Origin of the sequence: Desulfogranum japonicum DSM 18378, assembly GCF_000429945.1 — a bacterium.
GTDB lineage: Bacteria > Desulfobacterota > Desulfobulbia > Desulfobulbales > Desulfobulbaceae > Desulfogranum > Desulfogranum japonicum.
On the sequence record NZ_AUCV01000022.1, the window covers coordinates 41,624 to 62,100 of the forward strand.

Below are 20,477 nucleotides of genomic sequence, written 5' to 3' on the forward strand. Positions count from 1 at the left end.
ATGAAGAAAGATGCTCAGGAACAATACTGGTTCCCCGCCAAACGGTATGGATGGGGGGGGGATTGCCAAATACCTGGCAGGGCTGGCTGGTATTTCTCGGCTACCTGGCTGCCGTGCTGGTCAGTTGTCTGTACCTGGAACAGGCAAAAATGCCTTCCTGGTTCATTCCGTTACACATCTTCCTCCTTGCGCTTTTTATTTTCACTGTCTGGAAAAAAGGTGAACCACCGAAGTGGCGCTGGGGCAAGGAACAACCATGACGTAACCGGCTACAAATACGCGAGACTTTTAAACTTATAGGCCTCCTCTGTGAGGGAGTATACCATAACACAAATACAAACAATCATGATCTCCATAGAAGACCTGCATAAATCATACGGTAAGACGCAAGCCCTTAATGGTATCCATCTACAGGTGGAACCGGGCGAGCTGTTTGCCTTTCTGGGCCCTAACGGCGCAGGAAAAACCACCACCATCCGCATCCTGACCGGATTGACCAGACTGACCGGAGGCAAGGTAAACATAGGGGGATCAGACATCACCACTGATCCCATAGCGGTCAAGCGGTTGTGCGGTATTGTTCCGCAGCATATCAACCTGGACAGCGAATTGTCAGTCTATGAGAACCTGGACATCCATGGTCGTCTTTTTGCTCTTTCCAGCGATGTCAGAAAACAAAAAATCCGGGAACTGCTGGAGTACATTGAGCTTGCCGACCGGGAAAAGGACCTGGTGAAAAAACTCTCCGGCGGTCTCAAGCGCAGGGTCATGATCGCCCGAGCCCTGCTCCATGAACCCAAGGTTCTCTTTCTCGATGAACCCACTGTTGGCCTGGATGCTGCTATCCGTCGTCGTATCTGGGCCTTAATTAAACGGGTACAGCGAGACGGAACCACGGTCTTTCTTACCACCCATTACATCGAAGAAGCCGAATTCCTGGCTGACAGGGTAGCCTTCATTGACCTGGGGGCCATCAAGGCCATTGATACTCCTGGAAAGCTCATGGAACAACTCGGCGTCTGGGCCCTTGACCAGATCAACGGCGACGACATGGAGACCAGGTATTTTACTACCCGCAAGGAGGCAGCTGCATATTCAGCATCCAAAGACACAGGCTTCACCTTGCGGCGAGTAAACCTGGAAGATGTATTTCTCTCAATTACCGGTAAAAAGGTGCTCTGATGCATGGTTTTATAGCTGTTTATCTTCGCGAACTCCTTATTCTCAAATATCGTCTCAAACGCCAGCTGGCGGGAATGGCGGTCTCACCGCTTTTGTATCTGGTAACCTTTGGCTATGCCATGGGAGATGTCATCCAGATTGGGGAGCAGAGTTACCTCCACTTCCTGATCCCCGGTCTGGTTGCCATGAGCAGCATGACCCAGGCGTTTTCCATTGCAACGGACATTAATGTTGCCAGGTTTTACTGGAATATTTTTGAGGAATTTCAGGCAGCACCCATCACCAACCTGTCCTATGTAGCTGGCGAAGTGCTGGCAGGCATGACCAGGGCACTGATGGCCATCGTGGTTATACTCCTGCTCAGCCTTCCCTTTGGGGTGGTGCTGCACTACGGTCCCTGGTTCTGGCTGGGTATTGTCTGCAACAGTTTTGTTTTCTCCTCTCTGGCTGTTGCCCTTGCCATGCTGGTCAAATCCCATGCAGACCAGAGTCTGTTAACCAACTTTATCATCACCCCCATGGCCTTTCTCGGCGGTACCTTTTTCCCAGTGGAAAAATTACCTGTCTGGGCGCAGATGCTCCTCTCTCTCCTTCCCCTGACACATGCCTCCAGGGCCATACGGGCAAGTGCCCTGGGAGAGTCTGTTTTGTGGTGGGATTATGTACTGCTTTTGAGCATTGGAGCCCTGTGTTTCTGGTTTGCCCTGAGCTCAGTTAACAAGGCAAGAGATTAGGAATAGAAAACAACAGCACCTGTTTAAGGAGGAAACTATGCTGCTACAGACCCTATACGACAAGGTGGAAATTCACCGTCAGAAAAAGATCATTTATGCAAAATTTCTCCAGCCTCACACAGTGCTCTCCACCTGCCGTGCAGCAGGAGGATTCCGCTCAGACCTCGATTACATCTACAACCATCAAAGCTGTGAGCCCTGCGCCCACAGCCAGCGCATGTCACCGGCAGCGTATCGTAATCCGCAGACGTATCGCAAAAACATTTGTCAGGAGTATGAATTGCCGGACCAACGCTGCGCTACCCTTGGCACTGCAGCCAATATGAACAATGCCTGCATAGCTTCCCGTACCTTTAGAGACCTTACCGTATCAGCTGTGTGTACCGGTGGAGTGGAGGGTAATGCCGGGCGTGCAGGAGATCCTGCCTCTGTGGTTGAAGTGGAAGACGGCTTTGAACGGCTGGATCCGGCTAATGCCATGCCCGGGCCAGGTACCATCAATACCATGCTCTTTATTTCAACACCTTTAACCGAAGGAGCCATGGTACGCACCATTATGACCGCCACGGAAGCCAAGACAGCGGCTCTACAGGAATTAGCCGTCAATTCGCGCTATTCCGACAGCCTGGCAACCGGGACAGGGACAGACCAGATCGCAGTGGCAGCCTGCTCCGGTTCAGGTGCCAGATTGACCAGCGCAGGCAAGCATAGCAAGTTGGGGGAACTCATTGGCCAAGTGGTTTCCGAAGCCATCAAGCAGACACTGGCCAGACAGAACAACATGACTCCGTCGGGACAGTGTTCTGCAAAAATTCATCTGGAGCGCTTTGGCATAAATCGAAAATCCATGCAGGAAACCATCTGCTGGTATCTGGAAACCGATCAGGCTGAACTTCTCTGCAATAATTTTCCAGCCATTGAAAGGGACCCTGTCACCGTGGCAGCTGTGGCAGCCATGGTGCATCTGAAAGATAAGATTACCTGGGGTATTCTGCCTGCCACCTGCTGGACCGAGGTGATGGGCTCATTTGCTGCCCAGGTCGCCTGTGCAGTCAGCGGTTCCTACGAAAAGCTGGGGGAATATCGGAATTTCCTTGCCCCCCCGAGCTCAAACACAGGCAACAGGGATTTCCTGGAATTGGTCTGTAAAGCCATTGCCATAGGATTTGAAGATAAATGGAGAAATCTGGATGCGCTACAGGAAGAGACGTGCGCAGACAGTAAAGAGCATATGGCGGTTGCTCAGGATTAACAGGCTGCCCCTGCCAGTAATGTACAACGGTGAGTGGAGATGTACTCCCTGGGCCGTATGTTTAAAAAAAAAGAAGTGGAGGACAAAGATGAAGAATAAAAGGCGAATGCGTTGTGAGCATTTTCTGTTCGCCCTGACCCTGTTGCCCCTGACTCAGGTGCCAGCCCTGGCTCAGGATCAGGCAGACACCGAAGCCGTTGAAGACATGGTGGTTACAGCCAGCCGGACCGAAGAACGCGCCATAGATGTACCAATCACCACTGAAGTCATCACCCGTGACCAGATCGAGATGTCCGGGGTCAATGATATTGGCGACCTGATCGGCAAATATGTAACCGGTCATTATCACAAATATAGTGGTATCCTCAGCCCGGTAGGGCTGCGTGGTTTTAAAACAGATTCCCATGGGTCAGACCTGAACGGTTACGTGCTGCTGCTCATTGACGGACACAGAGTCGGTACCGGAAATGCAGCTAAGCTGAACCTGGATCGCATTGAAAAAGTTGAGGTTATTAAAGGCCCCTCTTCTGCGCTCTATGGTTCCGCAGCCATGGGCGGTGTTATCAACCTGATCACCAAGAAGGGAGATGGTGAATTGGGAGGCTCCATTGGTGGCGAGATCGGTAGCTTTGATTATTATCGCGGTCAGGCATCCATGGGTGGGGAAGTTAATGACAAGATCCGCTTTTTTGCTAGCGTAAGCGGAGAGACCATGGATGACTATGACACCGTGGATTATGGTACAGCCTACAATACAGGTGTGGATAAAATCAATGTTGGCGGTAATGTTGTCTATACCTTAAACGATGCACATGCATTTCGCCTGGGTGGTAACTATTCGGATCTGACCTCTGAGTCACCTGACTGGGCAGGAGATACCTATTCCTACTACGACTCCACCACAGAACAGGACAACGATAAAAGTACCGGCTATACAGACCTGGAATACAACGGCGATTATCTGAATGGAGTCTTACACTGGAAAGCGGTCTTCTATTACCTGTGGGATAAAAACCAGTGGAATACCGGTACAATTGATCCTGAATCCAACCAGACCAAATACATTGACCAGACCCTTGGTACGGATCACCAATTCACATGGAAAATAAACGACTGGAACACCCTGCTTGCCGGCTTTACCTTGGACAGCCTGGAAAAAGAATCCTCTTCTGTTGTGAATTATCAGCCTTCCATGCCCTACACCCCAGGATTGGATTACGATAACCAGGCGGTTTTTCTCCAGGATTCCCTGGATCTGCTGGACAACCGTCTCAACATCCTGGCTGCTGTCCGCTACGACCGTTTTGACGTAACTACCAAGGAAGCTGAAACCGGCACCTATGAAAACTTCAATGAGAGAAGCGAAGACTATTCCCATGTTTCCCCAAAAATAGGGGTCGGCATGAAATTTCTGGATGAAATGCTTCGCGTACGAGCCAACATGGGTGAAGGCTTCAAATCTCCCACAGCCTCGCAGCTTTCCGCAGATTATTATCATAGCTCCACAGGAATGCATTACCTGGGTAACCCTGACCTGGATCCGGAAACATCCATGACCTATGATGTGGGCTTTGATGTCTACCTGGAGGGCCTGACCTTCAAGGCAGATTACTTTACCACTGATTATGAGGATAAAATCGTTGATGAAACCTATGATGATAATGGGGTTTCCACAACCACCTATGTCAATCACGGTGATGCCACCATTTCAGGATTTGAATTTTCCCTGGAATGGGCGTTCAGTGAAACCTTTAACCTCCCCTTTGCAGGTTCTTTCTGGTCCAATATGAGTTTTAATACGGAAAAAGAAGACGAACTCACAGGCGAAGATATACTGAACGTCTCCGATTATGAGATCAAATCCGGGCTCACCATGGGCTATGCCGGTTTCCAGGGGCAATTGAGTCATTCCCTGGTTGGGCCTCAAATGATTAAAAACTGGGACACTTATCTGACAGAAGAAAAGGACAGCTTTGACTACTGGGATCTGACCCTGCGCTACCGGTTTATGGAAGTCTGGGAGGTGAAAGCCAGCATATTGAACATTTTTGATCAGGATTACGAATGGGTCATGGGCTATCCCATGGCTGAACGGAATTATCGTATTGGTTTGACCTACAACTTTTAACCCGCAGTTGTTGAGCAATATGCGCATCTTCATATTGCTCAACAGTATTGTATTCCCTTGTAAAAATTCGTATAACTCGGTTTGCTCATATATAGATCAGACTCATCGCGGAAAGATCTATTGCACGGTGAGTAGTTAGAAAAGGAACATAATACAAAAAAATTACTACCAGATGTCAGGGGAAATACCAATGCGCAAAGGCTTACTCATGGTTTTTACCGGCAACGGGAAGGGCAAAACAACCGCTGCTCTGGGAATGGCCATACGTGCTGCCGGACATGGCCTCAAAGTGTGCTTTATTCAATTTATTAAAGGCAGTTGGCACTACGGTGAACTGGATGCCAAGGAACGATTCAGCGACCTGATAGAATGGCATGTGATGGGAAAAGGATTCACCTGGAAATCTGAAAACCTGGAAGATGACGCCAAGCTGGCAAGGGATGCCTGGAAAATGGCATGTGAGGCCATGAATTCAGGAAAATATCATACGGTCGTACTGGATGAATTCACCTATCTGCTGCATTATAATATGCTGGAACTGGAACCTTGCCTTGAGATCCTGCAGAAACGCGATCCCAATCAGCATGTGGTGATAACAGGTCGCTACGCACCAAAAGAGCTGATCGAAGCAGCAGACCTGGTGACAGAAATGCAGCCAATAAAACACCCGCTCAAAAAAGGGGTGAAGGCGCAGAAGGGAATTGAATTCTAAGCCTGACTACTCATCACTTGCACAAAAAACATGACGCATCCACACGGCCATGCCACCTCTTCGCTCTCTGACCCTGATGCTCACCAACCGCTGCAACCTGTCCTGCGCCTATTGCTACCATGGCGAACAGGACACGCCAACGGACATGTCTCTGGACACACTTGACAAAGCACTTGATTTGGCAACAAAATCAGGCAATAAAGGGTTTCACGTGCAACTCACCGGTGGTGAAGCTACCCTTGTTCCTCATCTCATTGCCCAGGCGTCAGAAAAAGTTCGCGGTCTGGACCATAGCTGTACCATCTCTCTGCAGACTAACGCCACCCGACTCAACCCTGAACTGGTCGAGCTGATAAAAAAGTACTCCATTGATATCGGTGTCAGCCTAGACGGCCCCCCACAGATTCAAGAACAACTCCGCGGTAAGGCTGGAGCATTGCTTCAGGGGCTGAACATACTGGAAGCTGCCTGCATTCCGTTCCGGGTGACCACCGTGGTCAGCCAGGCCAATGTGCAATTCCTCCCGCAGGTCGCAATCCTGCTCAGCAGATACCAACAGGCCCAGGGAATGGGTCTGGACCTGCTGGTCCGAAAAGGCCGGGCCGTTGACCGACAACGTTTACCGGCAGATCCGAGGAGTTTGCGGCAGAATATAAACGAACTGATCCAGACCCTTGTACGGGTAAACAAAAAACGGTCAACACCCCTGCATCTACGGGAACAGGATCTGGTGTATCACCGAATGACCGCCGCAGACCAGACTCCCCTGCGGGCCTTTTGTCACGCACAACAGGGCACGTCTCTGGCAGTAAGCGTTGCTGGGGCTCTTTATCCATGCAGTCAGACCTTTGGTGACCCGAATTTCACTGCCGGCACAGTGGATGATCCTCTTCCAGTACCAGGCTTTCCAGCCACTGCCCTCTCAACGGATAACCCACTCTGCGGTACCTGTCCTTTAGAGCAATGCTGCCCCGGAGACTGTCCCAGCAGAATATGGTATAACAGACAAGACAGGGACAGACTGTCCTGTCATGTCTACCAAGCCATCGCCAGCACCTTTCCCTATTCCCAACCTCTTAACAACCAATGAAAACACTAGCCATTGCCCTACTCCATTGTGCACCACAGCATAAACAACACGCACATAACCTTGAAATGGTTATGGACCTCTGCAATCAGGCTGGTAAGGAGGGTGCACAACTGGTTATTGCTCCTGAGCTTTGTCTCTCCGGATATTCGTTTAACAACCGAGAAGACATCCGTCCATACACAGATACCATTGACGGGGAAACGGTACAGACGCTCAGCAAACTGGCTGTCCGTCATGGATTCTATCTCTGTACAGGCATTGCAGAACGGGAACAAGAGACCGATCTCTTCTACAATACGGCCCTGACCATTAATCCTCAGGGCAATCTCGTTGGCCGCTACCGTAAGATCAATGCGGAAATGCGGTGGGCGTGCCCGGGTAATCCTTACGAAGACAATACCTTTGCCACACCATGGGGACGATTTGGTGTGCTCATTTGTTCGGATTCCTATCACAGCCTCATGCCCCGTATCACAGCCCTTCGTGGTGCAGACCTTCTCATCATCCCGGCAAACTGGCCACCCATGGGGCTGCAGCCAGAGGAAATATGGAGTGCACGGGCCAGAGAAAATGGCATCCATGTGGCAGCCTGCAATCGGACAGGTCAGGACCTGACCATGGACTGTTCCCAATCTTCGTCTGCCTTATTTCACCCGGATGGCAGTCCTCTGCTTTGTTGCACCAGTCAGGAATCAGAAATATTTCTACTGGATATTCCACTGAATGCCGATGACCTGCTGGAAAACGATCACCGGCAAGCCATGGAGAAACACCGCAGACAGCTGGCAGGTATCCATGACTGCAGCCTTAACCTTTCGGCCATCCAGGATCTGACCTCTTTCCTTGGATTACCCGCCTCTGGTAACATCACGATAACACTTCATGTTCCTGCAAACAACCTTCCTTCAGGTCAATGGACACAGCATTTTTTATCTGAGCCCTGGAACACAAACGGGTTACATGTCCTTCCTTGCTCGTCTTACTCATCTGCAGACATTGAGCAGTTTGCGCGACATGCTGCTTCCCAGCAAGTTCATATTGTGCTCCGCAGCACTGAACCAGAGGATACATATTTCCTCATTCAGCCCAGTGAAACAACTCCGGTTATGCGTTTTCAAATGGAAACGGGAAAGAGCAAGATGTGGTTTCACGACCTGAACCAGGCACGGATAGCCATCGCTGCTCCCGATATCCTGCAACATCCGGAACCAGTCCTGGCTACGGCAAAAAATGGTTGTGACCTTATCATCTGCTGTGAAGGTAATATCAGTGAAGCCCATATACGAACTGGGGGTGTGCGCACCATAGAGCAGACGGCTATCGCGGTCTGCTCTCAAAACCTGGCCGGTTTCTGGATGCCACCCCAGGGTCATGCCCGCTGGCAGGAAACCATCTGCCCCTCCGGTTCCTCAACCACGGTGGCCTTTGATACAAAGCTGACCCGCTGCAAACGATTCCAGGACAGGGTTGATTTCCCCACCTTGCTCCGAGGGATACCCACTTTGTGCCAGACGCGTCAGGATTTGCTATAAAGAATCCGATTACTATCGGCTTTGCTTGCGAACACTCGAGTAGACCGGCTTCTCTCACTCATAAAAAACGATGAATGCTCAAGCATATTACTGCTAGCCCCAATCTGTTCTCGTGTCTTTCGGGATTTGCTTAAAAGTCGATCTGATTTCTCTTCCGACTGATTACTGTAAAGCAGTGTCGTTATATGTATCTTCTCAGCATTCTTTCATCATCCTAACATTTTCGCATACGTATCAGCGTTGCAGGTACACCACCTACAACCGAATACGGTTCGACATTTCGAGTAACTACCGCACCGGCAGCAACAATTGCCCCGCATCCGATTTTCACACCTGGCAATATAGTAGCACCAGCACAAATCCATACATCGTTTTCAATAATAATGGGGGCAGATTCCGGCCCGGAAAACCGCATCTGTTCGCCAGGGTCGTTAGGCATGCGGTGACCGCTGCTCACAACTTTTGCTCCGTGTCCAATCATCACGCAACTACCAATTTTGATTTCACCACCACAAATGAACATTACTGATTTTCCTATCGTAATATCATCTCCCAAAGTCAGGTTGCGGAAGTCATCGACCCAAACATCTCTCCATATTTTTGTCCTTTTCCCGACAATCGCACCACGCCAACGCATCAGCGCGGATTTGACCTTTGAGGACAAGGAATCATGTGGTGCAACCACCATATATAACTCTACAAAATAATCAAGAATTGCTCTATTCAAAGGAACTTTTGCATGCTGCATCGTCAACCCGTGATTCTTTCAATAATAGAACGCTATACGCTGCCCAGAAGAGATCCTCGACGACAATCAACAATCGGGAAAGCATTGCAATCACCATGCTAACGCCAATTGGGATTCCCAATAAACCAAAAGCCAGCCCCATGAAGCCCTCACGCACTCCAAGGCCTCCTGGTGCAAATGGCGTGAAAAAACCAAGCAGCCATGATATTGCAAAAACTGAACTAAATGCAGGTAAATCCTGCCAAGAAAGCGTAGGAACAAATACAAGAGCCAAAAGCAATAAAGCTATACTCCCCAGTAGCCAGATCAAAACTGACCATAAAAGATGCAGAAGCGTTGTGGTGTAGCTGAAATGGTAGGACCCAAGGGGTTCTCGCAATATTTTTGCCATTGTATTCATCAGGAAACGAATGACAGCCGGATGGATCGAAATCAAACCAAAAATAATTGCGGCAAACATCCACCTAAAAGATGCTAGAGGTAAATGCAGAGCACTGACCAGTATATCCATGCCCAGTATACCTAACAATGCCCCTGAAAGGACAAGCATTAAATGCTCAAAGACAGTACAAATACCGGTTTGAATATTTGATAGCCCGTATTTACTGTTCATCATCATTCGTGCAGGTATGAACCAATACGTCCCAGGAAGATAGGTCCCGAGATTGGTGATGAAATATACCCGCAAATTATCACGTAACGAAATTGGCAATCCGTCTGTTTTGAAAAGTTGAATAATCCAAGCCCAACGCATCCCCCCTGCCAGACGTCGTAGAAATGAGCTAAGCAGAGCAGCACAAATCAACCCAACGGAACTCAGTGACCATTCAACATCACTTATTGCCTTCCAATTTTTTCCAATGGCAAAAGATATGCACAGAAAGACTACTGTAACCCATAAAATTTGAAACGCGCGACGAAAATTCTTCTTTCGCCACAGAAGGCTTACGCCATTGAGTTTTAATTTCATGGTTTGAAGATCAACCCTTGACCAGTAGGAAGAACCAACACTGATGTACCTCGTTCTTTTGCAAAATCATCAAACGCTTTTTTTTGCTCAATGTGTTTTCGCCATCCGTAATCATCAAGTACGATTACAGCACCACTCACCAACCGATGCCAAAAGTATTTTGCTGCAGCGATCTCTGGATCACGAGTATTCATATCAATAGAAAGAAATGCTATTTTTTCCGCATCTACCTGCTGAAGTGTATCTGGTACTATACCTTTTATGATTTTTACCTGTTCGCCATACGAACTGAAAGTTCGAGTAACTGCTTCGTAGCAATCCTCATATTCTCCCGCTCTTACCCCCGCCGCCTTTTCTTCTGGAGTGATCTGTTGTTCAACCACCCCTTTATACGTATCAAGTAGGTAAAATTTCTTTTTAAGCATTTCAAAATTGATATACTTTATGACTGCTAACGCATATCCGCCGCGATTAACACCACATTCGACAAAATCACCCTCAAGCTTTGCTCCTCGTTCTGCAGCCCAACAGACTATATACGCTCGCCACCGCAAATCACCAAACGTCCATGATCCAGTTGCCTTTCCGGCAGCATACGCAGCGGAAAACTGTGCATCATTTTTGAAGTCGGAATTATGCGTTGTGGCAAATCCATCTTCGTTATAGGTGACTTTGCCATATATCGGACGATTGATATAGTTTCCACTATGAGTATTGATACAATGGATAATCTGTTTTCTTACAGATGTTGGCACAATATCTCGAAGTATCTTACGAATTGCATGCATTATTCCACTTTCCTATTGGAGTTCTGTCGTTTCGGCCAAATCCACAACACATCCTCTACGTAACGAGGTCAACGCTGCAAAGGCCACACGCATCCCAGCCACCACCTCGGAAAAATCGGTATCTCTTCGTTCCTCTGACGAAATCGCCTTAACAAATGCAGCTACTTCAGGGACAAATCCTTTGTCCTGTATAATATTGTGTTTGGTTTTTTCCTTTTTGCCATCTTTTGAAAACACCAAATATCGCCAATCTTCCGACACAGCAATAGTATTATCGCAAAAAACTTCTATGCGCTCACGCCCGAAAGACGCATCACCGTTTGACAAATAACTCAGCACACCTGTGGACCCGTCAGCATACTGCACATTAATTATGACGTTGTCAGCATCAATAATATCACGCGTTGAACTGTGGAGTGACTGCGCGAATACCTTAACAGGCGGAGCGCCTACTAGATACTGCATGAAATCGATAAAGTGTATTGCTTCACCCAGGATCAATCCGCCACCAACTTCCAGGTCATGCAGCCAATGTTTTGCAGGACGAAAACCAGCATTCATGCGATAGAGTATACTCATTGGCTGAGCACGTTTGGAAAATCGCTCTTTCAACTTAACTCCCAACGGTGCAAAACGGCGATTATATCCCACCATAATTCGACCGCCATACTCATTTTTAGCCGCAACGATGGCGTCCAGCTCGTCTTCAGTCAAACAGATTGGTTTTTCCACAAACACATCTTTCCCATGTTCCAATGCACGAATCGTCAGATCAGCATGACTGTCATGCCGTGATAGAACAAAAACCGCGTTAATCGTTTCATCCTCAAATACATGTAGCGGATCATCGGTGGCGTAAGAATATCCGTGCTTTTCACCATACCACTTGCTCTTGAACCCTCCTGCTGAAATGATCCCCCGCTTTGAAACATCCTGTTCGTCAATTGCCTTAAGCAAAAATGAAACTGCGTGGCTTCCTGCTCCAATCACTCCAATACCGGGCTTAGCGTTGGTTGCAAATTGTGTGTGTTGCTTCAATTCATAGCGTGACTTGCCCCATGGCTTCCGCACATCGTATTGTAGCAATACTGCAACGCTTGCTTCACTGTTCTCTCCTGTCATCAATGCAAAGGCATTATCAACCTGATCAAGTGAAAACTCATGTGTGATCAGTGGCTCAAGATTGATCTGTCCACCATTAATCAGATTTAGCGTCGCCTGAATGTTTCGATTCCCGCTCCAACGAACAAATGCTGCAGGATAGTCAACACCCTTGGTTTCATAGTCCGGGTCATTCACACCAGGACCAAAGGCCAATGTCGTCACAAAGTCGATTTCTTTAAAGAGGTATTCATCACGCGGCAGCTCATATGGGACCCTTCCCAGTGCCACCACACGCCCACGTTGACGAGTTACGCGTCCTGCAAGTGCAATAGGGTCAGCTGTGGAAACAGCAGCGGTAATAATAGTCGCATCAACCCCAAGCCCATCACTAAACGCCATGACAGCCTCTTCTATATTAGCTTCCCCTCGCAGCATCGCAACGTCGACACCTGACTTCCGGGCAAGCTCCAGCTTATCAATATCAATATCAATCCCAAATACTTGACACCCAGAGGCTTTCAGTAGCTGAGCAGTGATCTGTCCAATCAAACCGAGCCCAACCACGAGGACGTTACAGCCAATCTCTACTTCTGCCCGCCGAACACCGTTTAGTGCAATAGCAGCAATCATACAAAAAGCAGCATGACGCAAATCCACACCATGCGGTACACGCACACATAAATTGCGTGGAATGAAATTTATCTCTGCATGATTGGCAACCATACTGCCAAAGCACGCGACGCGATCCCCAATCTTTAGATCAGAAATTTTCGAACCAACCGCAACCACTTCACCGGCAAGGCTATAACCAAGCGGCACAGGTGAATCCAGGTTGTTAGCCACTGCTTGATAAGCAGTGGCTAAACCATCGTTGCGAGCAACGTTTAATACTTTTTTGACCAAGTCCGGACGTGTACGGGCTTTCTCCAAAAGATTCTTTTTTGCCAACCGTACGGTGCCACCTTCAGTACCAGCACTGATTACAGAGTAGTGAGTTCGAACCAATACCCCATGCGGTTGAAGTATAGGCGCAGGAACTTCATGTACTTTCAATTCACCCGATTTAAAATTCTGCAATATCTGCTTCATTTATGATTCCGTTAAAAACATTGTTGTGCAGCTTTACGTGCAACCAAGATTACACCCTTTTTGAGCAATTCATCCTCGCTATAATCTGTCAACTCAGCACGAATTTCCTTCGTCAAAAGATGGACGCCTTCATAAACTGAGGGTTCCCAGCACAAGAGTTCGAACATACCCTCGAAAATTGGTTTATAATCTCTCTCACGCAATTCATTGATCCATGACGGATGATCCGGAAATTTTTTCCCTCTCAAATGGTCCCAGGGCGGTACATGTTGCGATGGTGTTTCGTCTGGATATTTCCATTCAACGTGATGTCCTCCAGAGATACTAGGGAACAGATGTACATTGGCGTACAAAAGCCCACCTGGCTTTAATACTCTTTTCACCTCTCGTGCAGCCGCCCAAACATCAGGAATGTGCTCAAAAACCTCATGTGAAACAACAAGATCAAAAGTGTCATTCTCAAAAGGCAAAGCTTGAGAGGTTAGCTGCCGAAAATCGAGATTATCCATCTTGAGTGTAAATGGTGAACAATCTTCCAGCGCTTCCAAATAGCGGCGACGGTACATATAATCCCAGAATGCCGTTTTAATGGCTCTTTCAGGTGTGTTTGTCTTCCAGATTTGAAGGTATTTATCCAAGCGGCGATCCGTACGAATATATTCCATATCTACGCCTGTCACCTTTGCACCAAGACTATTCAACATAATCGTTTGCCATTGAAGCAATCCACACCCAAAATCTAAGCAACGCACCCCTTCAAAATCAATGACATAAGGCTTTAATGTTTCACGCATTCGCTGAAACCACATACAGTGGTCCCTTGCGAATCGTCTGGAGTATCTCCGTGCCAGCATTATTTGGCTAGCATACAATTTTATTCTGTTGATCAATTCACTTCACCGCTTCTATCATCAAATGCCAGCCAATTACTCTGCCTAACAAGCGATGCAGCGCTATTGGCATGAACCGATTGCCCTGCCCCCAACCAGTACCAAAAAGATAATCTACACTGAGGTGTGTACTCGTGTAATTTTTGAATAACTTCTTTGCAGAAAAAGGCATATACGATTTTTCCACAGGACATGGCTCAGCTCTCGACCCGTCAAACGGAATTCCAGTCAACCGATGAGCCAACCAATTCAACGAACAGGTATTATACAGCATGACGAAAGCTTTACCATTGGGCCTCAATACTCGCCGCGCTTCCTCAATGGCACCAACAGTATCTGGAGTGTGGTGCAGAACGCCAAAGCTGTAGACTACATCAAACGTGTTATCTTCAAACGGCAAATTCTCAGCGTCCGCCACTTGGAAATCTCCAGACATTTCAAACAACAAAAATCGTTCAGTTATCAAATCAATTGCAGTTTGAGTAATATCAATCCCCGTCACCTTCATCCCTCGACGGGCAAGTTGCATTGTGTCGTTTCCCATACTGCATCCAATTTCTAAAAGTTTGCCATGAGGAAATTCAGATGCAATTTTATCAAACAGAGGTGGCAAATGATAATGGTATTGATAACGCAATGCTTCTGCAGCATCGTAAAACTCTCTGGTCCCAACATCATCTCTAAGTAATTGATTAAACTGATTGACGTTCCGATTCCAAAAATCTCGAACTTTATCTTTTTTACTTTCTTTGCTGGTCATGCTCCCCCTACATATATTCTTCCACATGAATTCTGGAAAACATCAACATTTCCATCAACATTCTCCACGTAATTGACGCGTTAACTCTTTTGAGAGAAACTCTCCTTTTCATGATTTTCTTTCCACTGCCTGCCGGATTTAAGTGAGAGTTTTTTTGAGAATAAAATTTGAAAGCCTAGAAGGCTGTCGGTGTCAAAGATCCTATAAGCATAGAATAACCGCCCTGAGGATCAAAATCTTTTTTTTCAACGAGCGTCAATAGTGGGTGCTATTTCCTTCCTATCATTGGGTGCCTGTGTCATGTGAGAAGAAACGACGCACATGGAATCGAGATCTACAGCGGCCTGGGCATTGTAAGCCTGGAGTTATCTTTCCACTGCCCGCTTTTCGTTTTTTTCTTTGCTTCGGCTATGACATTCAGGCGATCTTCCGGTAACCAACCTGCATAGAAGGAAGCAGAAGATATGGGGCGTCTCTATCTGCTGGCATAAAATCTGTGCCCAGGTTCAAGGCAGTGTCAAATATTTATGATTACCTACAATATGCCATGGGTTTCCATGCAATAGCAAGGGAAAACAACTGATTGCGATGCAATAACAGACAGTTATAGCAAACCCTCTGGTATCAAGCTATGTGCTGGGCAAAAAAAACTCCGACAGACTCCTAGAGCCGGACAACGTTACCCATTAATAATTACTGCCAGCACCTCTCGCTCGGCGTGAAATTTGCATATATTCTATAGTGGATTATCAATATTACCTTATAATAAATATTTGCTAACTAAACATATCTCTTGACTGGGTCAATTAACCGCATAGCAAATGCGAGGTCTCAACCAGAGGCAGTCGCTGATTCGTCTCATTCTCAATCAGTTGAATCATTTGAGAATAGATTGATGCTTGAAAAGGCTGATGCATTGATGCGTCAATCTGACCAATACAGTCAATGGCAAAAAATAAGTCAAAAGTCTGACTCCGAAGTTCGTCGCGTTGCCCAGCTATTGCTGCAACGACAAGAAATGGTACAGAAATTTACTCGTAAGGAGAATGTCAATCACCAACTATTTGATAGCCTCACCACCAAACTCGCACAAGCAGGTCTCTCCCTCCCATCTTCTGAATATTTCACCAATCCACGCCCTTCATCACCACTGCCTTCAGCGCAAACGCCTGCTGTTGTTAACAATTCCAACTCACTGATCCAGGAAGAAAATTTATTAATTCTAGATATTATTTCTCCGGCTCTTAGGATAAACGAAACCCTTTTTAGCTATGGAGACGGCCAGACTAACCAATTGCCGTTGCAGTCAATTTCTGATCTTTTTGATTTCAGCATTCAGGTCGACCCTGAGAATGGCAAGGCTACAGGTTGGTTTGTCAACGAAAACAGAACATTACGTATTGACGCAACCAGTCAGACCATTGAAGCAGACGGTACTGTGTTCCCCTGGAATGCTAAGCTTATTTCAGTGGGTGAGGATGATATTTATATCGACTCGTCGCTGATGAGTAAAATTTTTCCCATCGATTTTGAAGTGTCAACTAATGAAATGACAATTCAGATAGAGCCAAGGGAAAAGTTACCCATTGAATTGCTTCTTGAAAGAGAAGAAAGGCGATTAAAGCTGCTAAACAAGACCGATAATTCACTTAAATACGAAGCACAAGACATTCCCTATACAGCCTACTCATTCCCTGTGCTTGATGTTTCTCTTGGCAGTAAGATCGGAAATCCAGCAGGTGAAACAGATCTTCTCGGGAATTATTCCATACTGGCGGAAGGTGACCTTGCATACATGGGCGCAGAGTTGTTCCTTTCAGGCTCAGATAATGATCCATTAAATACTGCCCGATTTGCCCTGAATCGAAAAGATCTGGATAAAGAACTGCTAGGACCAATGAAAGCAAGTGAAATATACATTGGTGATATTTCACCTGTAAATTTTTCTGTTCTAGACCGCCCAGCCAATGAAAGGGGCGTGGCAATATCCAACTCAGATCTTCTGCACAGTTATGATTTCGACACAACCCATTTTCAGGGGAATGTTCAGCCTGGGTGGGACGTTGAGCTTCATAGAAACGGCAGATTGATCAACTCAATGCGGATATTGGCTGACGGAGAATACCGGTTTGAAAATGTGGATGTTTTCTTTGGCAAAAATGATTTTAAAATAATTGCCTTTGGCCCGCAGGGGCAGGAAAAAATTGTTGACCAAGAAGTAATTACAGTCGGCGGAGGGATGCAGTCACAAGGAGAATTAAACTATAAACTGTCAACAACCCAGAGAAAAAAAACCTTAACAGGAATAAATGAAAAAAGTCGTGAAGATACAAGCGATGGCACAGGCCGTTTTAATACAAATATAACCTATGGCCTGACCGACTCGATTTCCCTTGCCGGCGGAGTCTCCAGTGTAGAGTTTGATAGCACCCGCCACAACTACCTGATGACCGGGCTACGAGGTTCTTTTTCCGGATTTTACGGTGAGGCTGATTATATCTTTGATACCGAAAGTGGCAGCGGGCTTGCCCTGCAGGGGCAGACGGGTCTGGGTCCGCTTAATATCAAAGCCAAGTACGAAAAATATGATAACTTTATAGAAGAAAAAACACCCGACAGGGCCTTGGAATCGAAGGCATACCTGGGCATAAACGGCAGCACCCCTGCATTTAAATATTTCCCCTCATTTTCCTATCTCCTGTCCACGGAAAACACTTTTTATAATAAGTATGACACAGGCCTGGCTAAATGGAATTTGTCTACAAACATTAATCGACTCAACCTGGCCAATGACCTGACATGGAGCTATCTAGAATCTTCCGGAGATTCTGCAAAGAATATTATTGGTAATTTCAGGGCATCAGGTCCCATTGGCGGCACCAGGTTAATGGGTGAGTTGAATTATTCGGCAGGTGATGAAAATTCTGTAAACAGGTACATCCTTTCCGCAAGCAGAAACTTAGGAGATAAATTATTCGGCAGCACAGCCTTAACTTACATACCGGGCGACAATGAACAGTTTTCTGCAAATGTCGGTTTAAGCTGGGATGCAGGTAACTTTTACCTTTCTCCCACTGCATCGATTGACAGTGATGGCACGTATAGTGCGTTTCTGCGATTGAGCTTTTCATTGGGCCAGGATCCTGTCACAAAGGATATCAAGATGGAATCCAAGCCAAGGTCAAACAGTGGATCAGTCACAGCTTTCGTTTACCATGATGCCAACAATAATCAGGTTTTTGATGAAGATGATACACCTCTACCGGATGTCATGGTAAAGGCGCATCAGGTTACGGTATCGGGTGATACTAATGAAAAAGGAGTTGCAGGCCTCAACCGCATGCAGGCTTTTAAATCAACAGATGTGGAGATAGATGTTGACACCCTGGAAGATCCCTTCTGGCAACCTTCCACACCTGGTACGGCAGTAACACCTCGGTCTGGTGTTGTCGGCAGGCTGAATTTTCCAGTTGTTACCACCGGTGAGATTGATGGCACCATTTACGCTTTGAAGCCTGACGGCAGTCAGGAGGGTCTTCAGGGTGTAACCATAGAAATGATAAATGAAGACGAAGAGGTTGTTCAATCTGTTACCTCTGAATATGATGGCTTCTACCTGTTTGAAAAGGTCTTCCCCGGAACCTATACGTTGAGATTGAAACCTGTCGACGATTTTAATACTGAAAATCCGGCAGGTCTGTTACAGAAAATTGTCATTGGCAATGACGGTACCGTTGACAGCGGTAATGATGTTATTTTAAAAATGGATGCGCCACCGCAGCAAAGAAGTATGCAGCAACCCGCTCCCACACTTTTGAAAGAGGATACTGAAGTAGTCAGGCAGGTTGGAGAAGCAGAAGAAAAGGTGCAGGCTACTGCCATAGAATCCGTTACAGACTCGGAACAAAATGAGAGTACACATCGTATGATGGTGAACGGTGACAACACAACATTTGTTGCGGACTCTGAAGAATTCCATTCATCCATTCGTATTGCGCCTCTGAATATTCAACCAGGTATACAGCAAGTTTCTCAACCATCTGTACCTGTATCTCCCAAGGCTCAGCAGATTGTAACCGCAGTCAAAGACCCGGCAGCACCAGTGGCAAGCTCCTCGCCTGCACAGAAAAATGTGCCTGAAACAATAATAACAACCCAACCAATGAGGCTTGCCGACCAATCATTCAGCAGCTTTACAGGAAAGCATGCGCCTGTTGTCAGTAATCCAATCGAACGTTCAGAACCGAAAACGATAGATAGCCAGCAGACCAACAGTCCTGTACATGGTGGACACTGGGTTTTTGAGCCAATTGGCCGAATCATTCACTCAAGCCCACAACAGGCCGTTGCTTCAAACCAGACAAGGCTCCGCCCAACCGCACAACAGCCTGCCGTTGAAACCGCTCCTGTTGTACTTGAAAGACATAATGGTGTAGACTCAATATCTCCAGCGGGTAATACAGGCAATAATTTATCGCAAAACCAGGACAATGTTGAACAGGTCTATGGCGTACATCTTGCTTCATACAAATCAGTTAAAGATGCCCAGCGTGGCATACAGGTTTTGAAAAAGCAGTTGAATGGAGCAGCAGAAGAAGGGAATTTACGCATTGTTGAAGTGGATCTCGGGCCTGAAAAAGGAATATGGTTCCGGGTTGTGTACGGGGAATTTGCAGATCAGCATGATACTGACCGCATTGCTGAGAGTTTTCTGGAAAAAATTGAGTATGCCAAAAGCATAGCTGTTAACAGGGAACCGGCCAGGGAAAACAGCAGAGAAGTGGTAAAACCGAAAACGGAAAATAGCTTACAGACCAGCAATCCTGTAAATGATGGACACTGGTTATTCGATCCAATTGGCCGAATCATTCACTCTAGCCCACAGGCGGTTGCTTCAAACCAGGCAAGGCTCCGTCAAGCCACACAGCAGCCTGCTGTTGAAACTTCTCCTGTTGCACACAGAACGAATAGTGGCATAGACTCAATATCTTCAGCGAGTAACACAAGCGACAATTCATTGCAAAACCAGGACAGTGTTGAGCAGGCCTATGGCGTACATCTTGCTTCATACAAATCAGTTGAAGATGCCCAGCGCGGGATACAGGTTCTAAAAAAACAGTTGAATGGAGCAGCTGCAGAAGGGATTTTACGTATTGTTGAAGTGGATCTCGGGCCTGAAAAAGGAATATGGTTTCGGGTTGTGTATGGGGAATTTGCAGATAAGCATGATACTGACCGCATTGCTGAAAGTTTTCTGAAAAAAACTAAATTTGCCAAAAGCGTAACTGTTAACAGAGAACAGATCAGAGGGCAGAGCAGAGAACCTGTGGAGCAGATTGCCGACAACTTGAACATACAGAAACGGTCAATCCCCCAGCAGCAATATCATTTTATAGCTGCCACATATGCCGCCATACAACAAATGGACAACCGCAAGAGGTAGTCTCATTCCATTTTACGAATCATTTAGCGGTCTCCAGTAGCCCGTCTCTAGCTTT

The 20,477-nt window shown here is 46.8% G+C and carries 14 protein-coding genes and 1 pseudogene; 9 read left to right on the forward strand and 6 right to left on the reverse strand.

The annotated features are described in order from the left end of the window. Window positions 1-62: 62 nt before the first annotated feature. From G493_RS28965 to G493_RS0111625, 8 genes are all read left to right on the forward strand, one after another. Complete coding sequence (locus G493_RS28965; protein ID WP_205623670.1) at window positions 63-260, forward strand: hypothetical protein; 198 nt, start codon at window positions 63-65, stop codon at window positions 258-260. 85 nt (window positions 261-345) lie between these two features. Beyond that, window positions 346-1,182, forward strand: a complete 837-nt coding sequence (locus tag G493_RS0111595; RefSeq protein WP_028580519.1) for an ABC transporter ATP-binding protein — start codon at window positions 346-348, stop codon at window positions 1,180-1,182. After that, entirely contained in the window at window positions 1,182-1,916 is a 735-nt protein-coding gene (locus G493_RS0111600) for an ABC transporter permease (RefSeq protein ID WP_028580520.1), read from the forward strand. Before G493_RS0111595 ends, G493_RS0111600 begins: the two co-directional genes overlap by 1 nt. A gap of 37 nt (window positions 1,917-1,953) precedes the next feature. Then, window positions 1,954-3,168, forward strand: coding sequence for an adenosylcobinamide amidohydrolase (locus G493_RS28970; protein ID WP_084813544.1), 1,215 nt, complete (start codon window positions 1,954-1,956; stop codon window positions 3,166-3,168). 88 nt (window positions 3,169-3,256) lie between these two features. Beyond that, window positions 3,257-5,296, forward strand: coding sequence for a TonB-dependent receptor plug domain-containing protein (locus G493_RS0111610; RefSeq protein WP_028580521.1), 2,040 nt, complete (start codon window positions 3,257-3,259; stop codon window positions 5,294-5,296). 190 nt (window positions 5,297-5,486) lie between these two features. Continuing rightward, window positions 5,487-6,008 carry a cob(I)yrinic acid a,c-diamide adenosyltransferase gene (cobO, locus tag G493_RS0111615; RefSeq protein ID WP_232363755.1) on the forward strand — a complete coding sequence of 174 codons (522 nt, stop codon included), beginning with the start codon at window positions 5,487-5,489 and terminating at the stop codon, window positions 6,006-6,008. A 49-nt stretch (window positions 6,009-6,057) separates the two neighbouring features. After that, window positions 6,058-7,098 carry a radical SAM/SPASM domain-containing protein gene (locus G493_RS28975; RefSeq protein ID WP_084813546.1) on the forward strand — a complete coding sequence of 347 codons (1,041 nt, stop codon included), beginning with the start codon at window positions 6,058-6,060 and terminating at the stop codon, window positions 7,096-7,098. Next, the gene (locus tag G493_RS0111625; RefSeq protein ID WP_084813547.1) at window positions 7,095-8,630 is read left to right on the forward strand and encodes a carbon-nitrogen hydrolase family protein; all 1,536 of its coding nucleotides are present in this window, start codon (window positions 7,095-7,097) and stop codon (window positions 8,628-8,630) included. Before G493_RS28975 ends, G493_RS0111625 begins: the two co-directional genes overlap by 4 nt. 214 nt (window positions 8,631-8,844) lie before the next feature. Here the strand turns inward: G493_RS0111625 and G493_RS34820 are convergent. The 6 genes and pseudogenes from G493_RS34820 to G493_RS32140 form a co-directional block, all read right to left on the reverse strand. Then, window positions 8,845-9,009, reverse strand: a pseudogene (locus G493_RS34820) (acetyltransferase); the annotation flags it as partial. 340 nt (window positions 9,010-9,349) lie between these two features. After that, a complete protein-coding gene (locus tag G493_RS0111635) occupies window positions 9,350-10,348 on the reverse strand; it encodes a lysylphosphatidylglycerol synthase domain-containing protein (RefSeq protein WP_028580524.1) in 999 nt (332 codons plus the stop codon). Continuing rightward, complete coding sequence (locus G493_RS0111640; protein WP_051309255.1) at window positions 10,345-11,136, reverse strand: TylF/MycF/NovP-related O-methyltransferase; 792 nt, start codon at window positions 11,134-11,136, stop codon at window positions 10,345-10,347. Before G493_RS0111640 ends, G493_RS0111635 begins: the two co-directional genes overlap by 4 nt. 12 nt (window positions 11,137-11,148) lie before the next feature. Further along, on the reverse strand, window positions 11,149-13,329 hold the full coding sequence (locus G493_RS0111645) for a bi-domain-containing oxidoreductase (RefSeq protein ID WP_028580526.1): 2,181 nt from the start codon (window positions 13,327-13,329) through the stop codon (window positions 11,149-11,151). A gap of 11 nt (window positions 13,330-13,340) precedes the next feature. Further along, window positions 13,341-14,123, reverse strand: a complete 783-nt coding sequence (locus tag G493_RS0111650; protein WP_161629823.1) for a class I SAM-dependent methyltransferase — start codon at window positions 14,121-14,123, stop codon at window positions 13,341-13,343. 97 nt (window positions 14,124-14,220) lie between these two features. Beyond that, a complete protein-coding gene (locus G493_RS32140) occupies window positions 14,221-14,979 on the reverse strand; it encodes a class I SAM-dependent methyltransferase (protein WP_028580528.1) in 759 nt (252 codons plus the stop codon). 895 nt (window positions 14,980-15,874) lie between these two features. On the opposite strand from G493_RS32140, the gene G493_RS0111660 reads away from it, so the two are divergent. Further along, window positions 15,875-20,422, forward strand: a complete 4,548-nt coding sequence (locus tag G493_RS0111660; protein ID WP_028580529.1) for an SdrD B-like domain-containing protein — start codon at window positions 15,875-15,877, stop codon at window positions 20,420-20,422. Window positions 20,423-20,477: the final 55 nt, after the last annotated feature.

Excerpts from the sequence above, each read along its gene's own strand:
- G493_RS28970 (WP_084813544.1), top strand. The coding sequence starts at position 1,954 with ATGCTGCTACAGACCCTATACGACAAGGTGGAAATTCACCGTCAGAAA.
- G493_RS0111600 (WP_028580520.1), top strand. The coding sequence starts at position 1,182 with ATGCATGGTTTTATAGCTGTTTATCTTCGCGAACTCCTTATTCTCAAA.
- G493_RS0111610 (WP_028580521.1), top strand. The coding sequence starts at position 3,257 with ATGAAGAATAAAAGGCGAATGCGTTGTGAGCATTTTCTGTTCGCCCTG.
- G493_RS32140 (WP_028580528.1), bottom strand. The coding sequence starts at position 14,979 with ATGACCAGCAAAGAAAGTAAAAAAGATAAAGTTCGAGATTTTTGGAAT.
- G493_RS0111645 (WP_028580526.1), bottom strand. The coding sequence starts at position 13,329 with ATGAAGCAGATATTGCAGAATTTTAAATCGGGTGAATTGAAAGTACAT.
- G493_RS0111640 (WP_051309255.1), bottom strand. The coding sequence starts at position 11,136 with ATGCATGCAATTCGTAAGATACTTCGAGATATTGTGCCAACATCTGTA.
- cobO (WP_232363755.1), top strand. The coding sequence starts at position 5,487 with ATGCGCAAAGGCTTACTCATGGTTTTTACCGGCAACGGGAAGGGCAAA.
- G493_RS0111635 (WP_028580524.1), bottom strand. The coding sequence starts at position 10,348 with ATGAAATTAAAACTCAATGGCGTAAGCCTTCTGTGGCGAAAGAAGAAT.
- G493_RS0111595 (WP_028580519.1), top strand. The coding sequence starts at position 346 with ATGATCTCCATAGAAGACCTGCATAAATCATACGGTAAGACGCAAGCC.
- G493_RS0111650 (WP_161629823.1), bottom strand. The coding sequence starts at position 14,123 with ATGCGTGAAACATTAAAGCCTTATGTCATTGATTTTGAAGGGGTGCGT.
- G493_RS28975 (WP_084813546.1), top strand. The coding sequence starts at position 6,058 with ATGCCACCTCTTCGCTCTCTGACCCTGATGCTCACCAACCGCTGCAAC.
- G493_RS0111660 (WP_028580529.1), top strand. The coding sequence starts at position 15,875 with ATGCTTGAAAAGGCTGATGCATTGATGCGTCAATCTGACCAATACAGT.
- G493_RS0111625 (WP_084813547.1), top strand. The coding sequence starts at position 7,095 with ATGAAAACACTAGCCATTGCCCTACTCCATTGTGCACCACAGCATAAA.